Genomic DNA, 11,097 nt, shown 5'->3' with positions numbered 1-11,097 from the left:
GACATCGCCAGTTCGATATTCGACAGCGGCACAAAGTGCAGCAGCATGGCGTACAGCGCCCCGGCAATCCCGGTGACCGCGCCGGACAGCACGAACACCAGGATCTTGAAGTGGCGCGTGTCGTAGCCGATGGCCGAGGCGCGGGTTTCATTCTCGCGGATCGCCATCAGCGTGCTGCCAAACGGTGAGGCGATCACCCGACGTGCGCCGATGAAGATCAGCAGGAACAGCACCGCGACAAAACCATAGAACGCGCGGGCATCGGCCAGGGACAGCAGCACGGTGTCACCCATCCGGATTTCCGGGCGCGGCACGCTGAGCAGGCCGTTGTCGCCGCCGGTCCAGTCGCTCAAGGTGTAGGCGACAAAGTAAGCCATCTGGCTGAACGCTAACGTGAGCATCACGAAGTAAATGCCCGTGCGGCGAATCGCCAGGGCGCCCACCAGCAAGGCCAGCACGCCACCGGCCAGCGCTGCGCCCAGCAACGCCATGAACAGGCCTATTTGCAGGTGGATCATCAACAGCGCCGCACAATAAGCACCGGCACCAAAGAAGATGCCTTGGCCGAAGGACAGCAGCCCGGTGTAGCCCAGCAGCAGGTTGCAGGCCAGGGCGGCCATGGCAAAGATCAGGATCTCGGTGGCCAGGGTCGCCGAGGGCAACACCAACGGCAGGCCGATCAGCACGGCCAGCACCCACAGCAACATGGCTCTGGATTGGGTCTTGGCGAACGGCAGGGGGTTTTTCTCGCTCATGTCAGGCTCTCCCGAACAGGCCGTAAGGGCGTACCAGAATCACCACGGCCATGGCGCCGTAGATCATCAGGCTCGCACCCTGGGGCCAGAGTGTGGTCATCAGGCTTTGCACCACGCCCACCAGCAAACCGCCGACCAGCGCACCGCTGAACGAGCCCATGCCGCCGATCACCACCACCACGAAGGCGATGCCCAGAATCTCCGGGCCGACGAAGGGCTGGGCGCCGCGCAAGGGCGCGAACAACACCCCGGCGACACCGGCCAGAGCGACGCCGAGGGCGAAGGTCATGGAGAACAGGCGGAAAATATTGGTGCCCAGCAGCGACACGGTTTCGGTGCTTTCACTGCCGGCGCGCACCAGGGCACCGAAGCGCGTGCGCTCCAGCAGCAGCCACAGGCCCAGGCCCACCAGCGCGGAAAACACGATGAGGAACAGGCGGTAGTAGGGGTAGACGAAATCACCCACCACCAGCACGCCGCGCAACAGTTCCGGCACGGCGACGCTTTTGCCCACCGGGCCCCAGATCATCACGCTGGCTTCCTGGATGATCAGGGCGATCCCCAAGGTCACCAGAATCTGGAACATGTGCGGCAAGTGGTAGATGCGCTGGATCAGCAAGCGCTCGATCACCCAGGCCAGCGCGGCCACCACCAGCGGCGCGATCAGCAGCGCCAGCCAGAAGTTGCCGGTAAGGCTCACGGCGGTGTAGCAGATGTAGGCGCCGAGCAGGAAGAACGCGCCGTGGGCGAAGTTGACGAAGTTGAGCAAGCCGAAAATGATCGTCAGCCCCACCGCGATCAGGAAGTAGATCATCCCCAACCCGAGGCCGTTGAGAATCTGGAACAGGTACAGATTAAGCATGCAGGCACCCTCCGCAGACGGCCGCTTGCACGGCCCTGCGCGACAAAAGTTAAGCGGTCAGCCGAGTGTGCAGCCCGTCGCCTCGACTGCGGGGAACGACTGGCCAGCGCTGAGCACTTTGGCCAGGTCGTCCTTGTCGGCCATGTCGCCGCTGGCCTTGCCGATCAACAGGTAATAATCCTTGATCACCTGGTGGTCGCCGGCGCGGATCGACTCCTTGCCGGTCGGGCCTTCGTAGCTCAAGCCCTGCATGGCCTTGGCCACGGTCGGGCCGTCGAAGCTGCCGGTGGCAATGATGGTGTCGAGCATGACTTTGGTGCTGATGTAGTCGGCGGCCAGCGGGTAGGTAGGGTTGATGCCGTAGGTGGCCTGGGTGAGCTTGACCAGTTCACGGTTGAGCGGGGTGTCGACCTGATGCCAGTACTGCGCGCCCAGGTACACGCCTTCGAGCACATCGCTGCCCAGTTCCTGGAATTGATCCAGGCCGGCAGACCACACCAGCAAGACCTTCATGCGTTCCTTGATGCCGAAGTTCACCGCCTGGCGCAGGGTGTTGGACGATTGGCTGCCGAAGTTGAGCAGCACCAGCACATCGGGCTTGGTGGAAATGGCGTTGGTCAGATAGCCGGAGAATTCCTGTTCTTGCAGCGAGTGATAGCTGTTGCCCACGTGTTCCAGGCCATGTTCCTTGAGCACGTTCTTGGCGCCTTCGAGCAAGGCTTCGCCGAACACGTATTGCGGGGTGATGGTGTACCAGCGCTTGGCGTTCGGCAGCAGCTTGATCAGCGGCACCATGGTTTCGCGGATCGCGCCGTAGGTGGGGACCGACCAGCGGAAGGTCGCCTTGTTGCAGTCCTTGCCTGTAACTTCATCGGCGCCCACCGGGGTCATGAACACGCCGCCGACCTTGTCCACTTCCTTGGCCACTGCCAGGGCGGAAGACGATAGCGTGCAGCCCTGGAAGAACCGCGCGCCGTCCTGCTGTATGGCCTCCTGCACCTTGCGCACCGCCTTGCCGGCGTTGCCTTCGGTGTCGATGACCTTGTAGTTCAGCGGGCGGCCGAGCAATTGGGGGTGTTGTTGCACCGCCAGGCGCGAACCCATGTCGGCAAATTTGCCATAGCTGGCAAAGGCGCCAGACATGGACTTCAGGCCGTAAAAGGTAAAAGGCTCGGCGGCGAATGCCGAACGCACGCTCAGCGGAAGGCTGAGGGCGGCGGCTGCGGTGAGGCTGGCTTTCAATAACGTACGACGCTGCATGGGGTGACTCCCTGGTTTAGTTATTGGCAGGAGCGGCAAGGGCGATACGGTGGAGCAAGGGCCTGTGGGCAGGCTTGTTATTAGATGTGGGAGCTGGCTTGCCTGCGATGCAGGCGCCTCGGTATTACAGGGAAGGCCGAGTCGATGCCATCGCAGGCAAGCCAGCTCCCACATTGATCGGGTTCCCACATTGGATGTTCGGTGTGTTTAAGAGTGGTCGAACTCCAGTAGGAAGTGCGGGCTTACCTGGCCTTCCAGCGCGGTCATATGGTGTTCGGCATCGCACATGTGTTCATGCATCAAGCTGCGTACCGCGCTTTCATCCCCAGCGCGAAAGGCGATCAGCAGTTGCTTGTGATAGTCGAGGTTGGCCGCGTCGAACTGCTTGCGCTTGGGCTTGTAGGCCTTTTTCAGCACCACCAGATCGCGCAGCAAGTCATTGAGAAACTGCGCCATGAAACTCAGCAGCGGGTTGGGGCACGCCCGGGCCAGCAGGTTGTGGAACTCCAGTTCCGCCAGGCGCTGTTCGCGCTGGCCGGCTTCGCTGTCTTCGGGGGCGCTGCAAAACTCCACGTTGGCTTGCAGGGCGATGTAATCGTCTTCGCTCAAACGCCCCAGCACCGACACTGCCAGTTCCACTTCGATGACCTTGCGCAGTTGGTAGACCTGCTCGCCGTCCAGGTGCTGGAAGTGCAGGTAATTGCGCAAGGCGCGGCTGGCCGGTTCAGTGCCGGCCTGATTCAAGTAGGCCCCGCCGCTGGGGCCGGTGCGTGTGCTCACCAGGCCTTCGACCTCCAGCGCCTTGAGCGCTTCGCGCGCCGAGCCCTTGGAACACTGGAAACTTTCCATCAGCTCGCGTTCGGTGGGCAGGCGGTCGCCGGGCTTCAAGGCGTCGGTGACGATCGAGCGCTTGACCGACTCGACAATCACATCGGACAGCTTCTGGCGTTTGCGGCGTAGCGGTCGACTCAGCATGGCGGTGATTTATCGTATTAATGCGGATAAATAGTACTTAATAACGATTGGGCAGGGGCGTCAACGCAAGGGGTCGTTTTCGGTGAATAGGGGTCGTAAATGCGCAGGTTATTCCCAGGCGCCCAAATCCAGGCAGCGTGCGGACGCCGGCGGCTGTTTACCGTAAGCGAGGAAATCCCCCAGCCAACGGCTCACGCAGCCGTCGGCGCCTGCATATGCCGACTCCTTGAGCAAGAGTTGCTCGACACCGGTGGCGAGTGGTTCGCCAGGTTCGGTATTGATCAGCACCATGCGCCCGACGCGCTCGGGAAACAGCGTGCCATAGCGGCTGCCCAGGCGAGTGGCCGCGGCATTGCCCAGGTAGTTGAGACGTGCCTCGCCCAGTTGCCCGCGCACGAACTCCATATCCTGCGCGGCCTGTTCCACGCCATTGCCTTGGCGCAGGTCGCGGGTGCTCAGCTCGATCACGTCATAACGGTCGACCAGGGTGCGATAGGCCTGGGTGGCAAGCGACTCCCAGCGACTGGCCAGGTGAAGGACGAAAGGTGCGCCTTTGGCCTGTTGGGGGTCGCCTGCCTGGATGAACACCACACCCTCACGGTTGAGCGGCTGCCGTGCGCCTACCCGTGTCACGCTCAGGCGTATGCGGCCGCGCTGGGGGGCGGCATGGTCGCGGGGCACGCTGACCAGGCCGCATTGGGTGCGGCCAACCACTTCGGGGTCCAGGCGCGCTGTTGCAGTGAGTGGGCAGTCCAGCAACCAGTCGATCGCGGTGGGGGCGATCAAGGGCTCGGCCAACGCCAGGTTTGGTATCAGCCAGAAGCCGATGCAGGCCAGGCCGTTTACAAAAGCGCTGGGTTTCATCATGAGGTCCCGGGCATCCGTGTGATAACGGCTTTTTTACCAAGGACCTTGGGGTGGAAAATGTAAGGTGAAGAAACAGCTTGTGTATGAAATATGAGTTTCGTTTATCAGATATCGGTGTTCCAGCCACCGCCTAGCGCTTTGTACAGGGCGATGCTGGCCTGCAGGCGCGACAAACGCAGCAGTACGTTCTGGTCCTGGGCGTCGTACAGGGTGCGCTGGGTTTCCAGTACCGTGAGCAGGTCTTCGGCGCCGGCCTCATAGCGGCTTTGGGCAATCTGGAAGGCGGTCTGCGCCTGGTGCAGTTCCTCGGTTTGCCACTGGCGTTGCTGGTCCAGGCGGGTGATGCTGCTGAGGGCTTTTTCCACATCGGCAAAGCCGTTGATGATCGCCCCGCGGTAGGTTTGCAGCAGTTCATCCTGGCGTGCCCGAGCCTTGTCGCGCTCGGCGCTCAGCCGGCCATTGTTGAAGATCGGCGCCATCAGGCCCGAGGTCAGTGTGTAGAAAGGGCTGCGCAGGATCTCTTCGGCCTTGGACGCGCCCGAGCCGAGCGTTGCGCCCAACGTCACCGTCGGCAGCATGGCCGCACGGGCCACCGTGACGTCGGCACTGGCCGCCGCCAATTGGGCCTCGGCCTGGGCGAGATCGGGGCGCCGGCTCAATAACTGGCTGGGCACGCCGGGCCCGATACTCGGCCAGCTCAGTGCATGGAAGGGTTCTGTGCCCAGGTCCAGGGCCTGCACGGGCTGGCCGAGCAAGGCGGCGAGGGTGATCTGCGATTCTTCGGCCGATTGCTCGATCAGCGGCAGTTGCCGTTGCTGACCGGCCACCAGGCTTTTCTGTTGTGCCAGTTCCAGGGCCGTGGCGGAACCGGCATCAAAGCGGGTCTGCACCAGGTTCAGCACATTGCGCGCATTCGCCAGGTTGAGCTCGGCAATCTGCAAACGCTGGCGTGCGGCCAGGGTTTGCGCGTAGCGGTCGGCGACGTTGCTGAGCAGGGTCAGCTCCACGTTGGCCTGATCGAACTCACTGGCCTGCAGGCTGTGCACGGCGCTGTCGCGCGCAGCGGCGCGGCCACCCCAGAAGTCGATTTCGTAGCTGGCCGTGAGGTTGGCGTCATAGTTGGTGACGGTCCTGTTGCTCTCGGTGGCGTCCAGCTCCGAGTTGCCGCTGCCGCGCAACAGCCGTTGACGGCTGGCGCCGAGGTTGAACTTCAGCTCCGGCAACAACGGTGCACCGGCGATCACCGCCGTGGCCTGGGCCTGGCGGACACGCGCCATGGCCGCCGCTACGTCGAAGCTGTCACGGCGGGCCTGGTCGATCAGGCGGTTCAACGCCGGGCTGCCAAACTGCGTCCACCAGTGTTGGTTGGTGGCTTGGTTTACCTCGTGCTCGGCATAGTGCCAAGCGGCGGGCGCAGCGATGCCGCTGTCGATGGCGGGCGGGTTAGCGCCACAGGCCGTGAGCAACAGGCACACACTGAGCGCTGACAGTTGTGGAGTGAGAGATCGTTTATTCACTGGTCAACGCCTTAACCGGATCGAGCCGGGCAGCTTTACGGGCCGGCATAAAGCCGAATACGACACCGGTAACCAGTGCACAGCCGAACGCACCGAGCACCGCCACCAGGGAAAACTGCACCGCCACTTCAGCCAGTACCAGCACGCCGCCCACCAGCAAGGCCAGGGCAATACCGAACAGGCCACCGACCACCGAGAGCATCACCGCTTCGGTGAGGAACTGGCGCAGGATGTCGCGCTGGCGTGCCCCGGTGGCCATGCGGATGCCGATTTCACGGGTGCGTTCGCGCACGGTCATCAACATGATATTCATCACGCCGATGCCGCCCACCAACAGCGAAATCGCCGCAATCGAGCCGAGCATCAGCGACAGGGTGTTCTGGGTACGCGCTTCGGCCTGGATCATCGCGGCATTGTTGGTCAACTCGTAGTCGCGCTTGCCGTTGTGCAACTTCAGCATCAGTTGGTCGATGGCGCGTTCGGCTTCATGCACCTTGCGCGCATCGGTGGTGGCAATCGCCACGTATTCGGGGTTGTAGCTGCCGAACAGGCGGACACTGGCGGCGCTGTAAGGAATGGCGACACGGTCGTCACTGTCCTTGTTGCCGGAGCTGGAGCCTTTTTCCGCGAGCACGCCGACCACCTGGAAGGGCACGTTCTCGATCAGGATGTACTGGCCGATGGGGTTGGCCACGTCCTTGAACAACTTTTGGCGGATGCGCGCGCCGATCACGGCGACCGTGGCGGCGGCGCGTTCGTCGGCCTCGGTGAAATAGCTACCCTCGACCACCGGCCAGTTGAAAATCTCCGGGAAGTTGGTGTCGTTGCCCCCCACATAGGCCATGTAGTCGACATTGCCGAAGCGCACGCCCGCGTCGGTGCCGTTGACCGGCATGATGCGCTTGACCTGAGGCAGCGTCGCCAGGGCGGCGACGTCGTTGAGGGACACAATACCCAGCGGCGTACGCGGGTTGGGTGAAGAACCGCTGAGGTAGATGATATTGGAGCCGAACGCGCCCATTTGCGCCATGACCTGGCGCTTGCTGCCTTCGCCCACCGCCAGCATCACCACCACCGACGCGACGCCGATGATAATGCCCAGCAGCGTCAGCGCCGTGCGAAAACGGTTGATCCACATCACCCGCCAGGCGGCTTGCACCGCATCCAGTAATTCAGCTTTCCAGGCACCATTGTGCTCGGCGCCGTCGGCCAGGCGTTGGCGCAGGTCCACGGCGTGCAAGGCGCCGGCCGCCACGCTGGGTGTGGCTGCGCGGGTGTCAGCCGAGTCGCTGATGATCTGGCCGTCGCGAATCTCGATGATGCGGTTGGCCCGCGCCGCCACTTCACGGTCGTGGGTAATCAGGATGACCACATGGCCCTGGCTCGCCAGTTCGTCGAGCAAGGCCATGACCTCGGCGCCGCTGTGGCTGTCGAGGGCGCCGGTGGGTTCGTCGGCGAGGATGATATGGCCGCCGTTCATCAGGGCGCGGGCGATGGACACCCGTTGCTGTTGCCCACCGGACAACTGGTGCGGCCGATTGCCGGTGCGTTCGGCCAGGCCCAGGCGGGTGAGCAGGGCGCGTGCGCGGGCATGACGCTCGGCGGCGCTGATGCCAGCATAGATCGCCGGCATCTCGACGTTTTCCTGGGCAGAGCCTGAGGGAATCAAATGGTAGCCCTGGAACACAAAACCGAAGGCTTCGCGGCGCAGCCAGGCCAGTTCGTCGCTGCCCAGGTGGGCAACGTTTTCCCCGGCGAACAGGTAGTCGCCCTCGGTGGGGCGGTCGAGGCAGCCGAGGATGTTCATCAGCGTCGATTTACCCGAGCCCGACGCGCCGACAATGGCGACGAACTCGCCGGCATGGATCGACAGGTCAATGCCACGCAACACATCGACCTGCGGGCTGTCGCCGCCGCCGTAGGATTTGCGAATGCCTTTGAGTTCAATCAGCGGCGTGGTCAATTCAGCCCCCATGGCTGTCAGCCGGGCCGATCAACAGGTGGTCGCCCTCGTTCAGCCCGCCGAGTACTTCGACGCGCAGGCGGTCGCTGATGCCCAGGCGCACTTCGCGGTCTTCGATGGCACCGTTTTTGGCCACCACCCGGGCGATTTGCGCTGCGGAGCCAGGCACGCCTTGCAAGGCTGCGACCGGTACGGTGAGGGCATCTTTAACCTGGCTTGCGACGAAAAAGACCTGGGTGGTCATCTCGGCCATCAGCGCGTTGTCGGCGTTGTCTACGTCGAGCAGCACCGTGTACAGCACCACTCGGCCAGTGCCGCTCTTGCTGGTACTGCTCGGGCTGCCGTTGCTCTGGGTTTCGTTCAAGGGCTTGGGCGGGATCGGCAGGATCTGGCGCACGGTGCTGGTCCAGCGCCGGCTGCCACCGCTCAGGGTGGTGAAATACGCGCTCATGCCGGGTTTGACATGGCCGATGTCGGCTTCGGAAACTTCCGCCCACACGGTCATGGGCGACAGCTTGGCGATGCGCAGGATCAGCGGGGTTTGCTGTTGCGCGTTGAGGGTCTGGCCGACGCGCGCGTCCACGGCCACCACGGTGCCGGTCATCGGCGCGTAGATGCGCGTGTAGCCCAACTCGGCTTCGTCGCTGCGCAGGCTGGCCTGGGCCTGGCGGATCTGTGCCTGGAACATCTCGACCCGTGCCTGGGTCGCGTTGAGTTCAGCCTTGGCGGTCTGCACGTCTTCTTCGCGGGTGGCGTTGCCGGCACTCAGGCGCTGCTGGCGCTGGTACTTCTGGCGGGCCAGTTGATGCTGGGCTTTCTGCTCCTGCAACTGGGCCTGCAGGTTTTCGATGGCATAGCGGCTGGCGTCGAGCTTGGCTTTTTGCGTGGCGGGGTCGATCTCCACCAGCAACTGGCCCCCTTGGACCTGGTCGCCGGCCTCGACGTGGATCTTGCGGATCTGCCCGGAGGCCTGGGCGCCGACGTCTACGTAACGTCGCGGTTGCAGGGTGCCCAGGGCGGTGACGCTGTTTTCGATGTCGGCGCGGGTCACGGTGACGGTGGCCAGGGCGTCGCGGCCCGGCGTCAGGCCCTGCCAGGTGGCAAACGCAACGATGGGAATCAGGCACGCCACCACAAGCAGGGCGCGTCGGGCAGGTCGAGGGCGTTTCATCGGTAGCTTCCAGCCAGGAAAGTTCGGGGCGCAGTCGCGCAGAGCTGACAGGTAAACGAGGAAAATGCCCGGGAATTTAGGCTGTTACATAAGTAGTTACAGCTCGGTTGGAGAAAAAATTCGACCGCTGACGAGAGAGTTCTTTAAAAGTAGATGAGAATTACTATAAATTGCACACGCTCAAACTGCCATCATCGGTGATGGCAAAACCGCCATTGGTTGCGGGTGCATTCAGGTAAGCGGATGTGCTCTTGGGTTTTTCGCGAGCAAGCTCGCTCCTACAGGGGGGGCGTCGTTGGTATTAAGGCCGTGGGGTCAGGAGTCATGGTGGAAAACTACTATCGCGAGCTGGTGTGTTTCCTCAACGCCAAGCTGGGCAACCGTCAGGTGGCCGAAGATGTGGTGCATGACGCTTATGTGCGGGTGCTCGAACGCTCCAGCGACACCCCGATCGAACAACCGCGCGCCTTCCTGTACCGCACCGCCTTGAACTTGGTGATCGACGGCCATCGGCGCAATGCCGTGCGCCAGGCCGAGCCCCTGGAGGTGCTGGACAGCGAAGAGCGCTTCGCCGCCTGTTCCCCCCACGCCAGCCACGATCAGGGCCAGCGCCTGGAGATGCTCGAGCGCGCCTTGGCCGAGCTGCCGGCGGCCTGTCGCGACAGTTTCCTGTTGCGCAAACTCGAAGGCCTGTCCCACCTGCAAATCGCCGACCGCCTGGGCATTTCCCGCAGCCTGGTGGAAAAACACATCGTCAATGCGATGAAGCACTGCCGGGTGCGCATGCGCGAGTGGGAAGCGCACTGATCGGCTGTTAGTTAAATTTTATTTCACTGTCCTCGTTTCCTATCAACACACGGCCTGTTGTTCAGGCCATGAAGGTATTCCCGCCCCATCGCCAAGGGGCTTATCCAGAGGACACTGGAATGACACAGGCAATTGCTTCGCCCGCGGTTCATGACCTGATCGGGATCGGTTTCGGCCCTTCGAACCTGGCGCTGGCCATCGCCCTGCAGGAGCGTGAAAAGGCCCAGGGCAAGCTGGACGTGCTGTTTCTCGACAAACAAGCCGACTACCGCTGGCACGGCAATACCCTGGTGACCCAGAGCGAACTGCAGATTTCCTTCCTCAAGGACTTGGTGACCCTGCGCAACCCCACCAGCCCGTACTCCTTCGTCAACTACCTCAAGGCCCACGACCGCCTGGTGGACTTCATCAACCTGGGCACCTTCTACCCCTGCCGCATGGAGTACAACGACTACCTGCGCTGGGTGGCGGGGCAGTTCCAGGCCCAGGCCAACTACGGTGAAGAAGTGCTGGCCATTGAGCCGATCCTGCATCAGCAGCAGGTCGAGGCGTTGCGCGTGATCTCCCGCGATGCCCAGGGCGAGCAGCATGTGCGCACCACCCGTTCGGTGGTGGTCAGCGCCGGTGGCACGCCGCGCGTCCCCGACGCCTTCAAGGCGCTCAACGGCGACAGCCGGGTGTTCCACCATTCCCAGTACCTGGAGCGCATGGCCAACCAGCCGTGCGTAGACGGCAAGCCGATGCGCATCGCCGTGATCGGCGGTGGCCAGAGCGCGGCCGAAGCCTTTATCGACCTCAATGACAGCTTCCCGTCGGTGCAGGTCGACATGATCCTGCGCGGCTCGGCGCTCAAGCCAGCCGACGACAGCCCGTTCGTCAACGAAGTGTTCTCACCAGCTTTCACTGACCTGGTGTTCCAG

At 63.1% G+C, this 11,097-nt stretch carries 10 protein-coding genes; 2 read left to right on the top strand and 8 right to left on the bottom strand.

The window, feature by feature from the left end; genetic code table 11:
- From GIW04_RS21595 to GIW04_RS21560, 8 genes are all read right to left on the bottom strand, one after another.
- The coding region (locus GIW04_RS21595; RefSeq protein WP_236479185.1) for a branched-chain amino acid ABC transporter permease at window positions 1-755 on the bottom strand (755 nt) is incomplete at its 3' end.
- 1 nt (window position 756) lies between these two features.
- Window positions 757-1,617 (bottom strand): branched-chain amino acid ABC transporter permease, encoded by an 861-nt coding sequence (locus GIW04_RS21590; RefSeq protein ID WP_044274690.1) that lies wholly within the window; start codon window positions 1,615-1,617, stop codon window positions 757-759.
- Window positions 1,618-1,674: 57 nt separating this feature from the next.
- Window positions 1,675-2,877, bottom strand: a complete 1,203-nt coding sequence (locus tag GIW04_RS21585; RefSeq protein ID WP_120248868.1) for an ABC transporter substrate-binding protein — start codon at window positions 2,875-2,877, stop codon at window positions 1,675-1,677.
- A 207-nt stretch (window positions 2,878-3,084) separates the two neighbouring features.
- Entirely contained in the window at window positions 3,085-3,852 is a 768-nt protein-coding gene (locus GIW04_RS21580; protein ID WP_003192333.1) for a FadR/GntR family transcriptional regulator, read from the bottom strand.
- A 108-nt stretch (window positions 3,853-3,960) separates the two neighbouring features.
- The gene (locus tag GIW04_RS21575; RefSeq protein ID WP_120248967.1) at window positions 3,961-4,716 is read right to left on the bottom strand and encodes an alpha/beta hydrolase; all 756 of its coding nucleotides are present in this window, start codon (window positions 4,714-4,716) and stop codon (window positions 3,961-3,963) included.
- 107 nt (window positions 4,717-4,823) lie between these two features.
- Complete coding sequence (locus GIW04_RS21570; RefSeq protein ID WP_003192331.1) at window positions 4,824-6,236, bottom strand: efflux transporter outer membrane subunit; 1,413 nt, start codon at window positions 6,234-6,236, stop codon at window positions 4,824-4,826.
- The gene (locus tag GIW04_RS21565; RefSeq protein WP_183043800.1) at window positions 6,229-8,211 is read right to left on the bottom strand and encodes a MacB family efflux pump subunit; all 1,983 of its coding nucleotides are present in this window, start codon (window positions 8,209-8,211) and stop codon (window positions 6,229-6,231) included. The genes GIW04_RS21570 and GIW04_RS21565 overlap by 8 nt, the downstream gene beginning before the upstream one ends.
- Entirely contained in the window at window positions 8,201-9,370 is a 1,170-nt protein-coding gene (locus GIW04_RS21560; RefSeq protein WP_120248867.1) for an efflux RND transporter periplasmic adaptor subunit, read from the bottom strand. Before GIW04_RS21560 ends, GIW04_RS21565 begins: the two co-directional genes overlap by 11 nt.
- A 324-nt stretch (window positions 9,371-9,694) precedes the next feature.
- On the opposite strand from GIW04_RS21560, the gene GIW04_RS21555 reads away from it, so the two are divergent.
- Window positions 9,695-10,177, top strand: a complete 483-nt coding sequence (locus GIW04_RS21555; RefSeq protein WP_034134279.1) for a sigma-70 family RNA polymerase sigma factor — start codon at window positions 9,695-9,697, stop codon at window positions 10,175-10,177.
- A 119-nt stretch (window positions 10,178-10,296) separates the two neighbouring features.
- On the top strand, window positions 10,297-11,097 hold an 801-nt coding region (locus GIW04_RS21550), incomplete at its 3' end, for a SidA/IucD/PvdA family monooxygenase (RefSeq protein WP_236479183.1).

This window comes from Pseudomonas sp. PA-4-8C (assembly GCF_021606625.1).
GTDB classification, from domain to species: domain Bacteria; phylum Pseudomonadota; class Gammaproteobacteria; order Pseudomonadales; family Pseudomonadaceae; genus Aquipseudomonas; species Aquipseudomonas lactis.
Note: the sequence above shows the minus strand (reverse complement) of the source record. Positions and strands in the feature narration are given on the sequence as shown.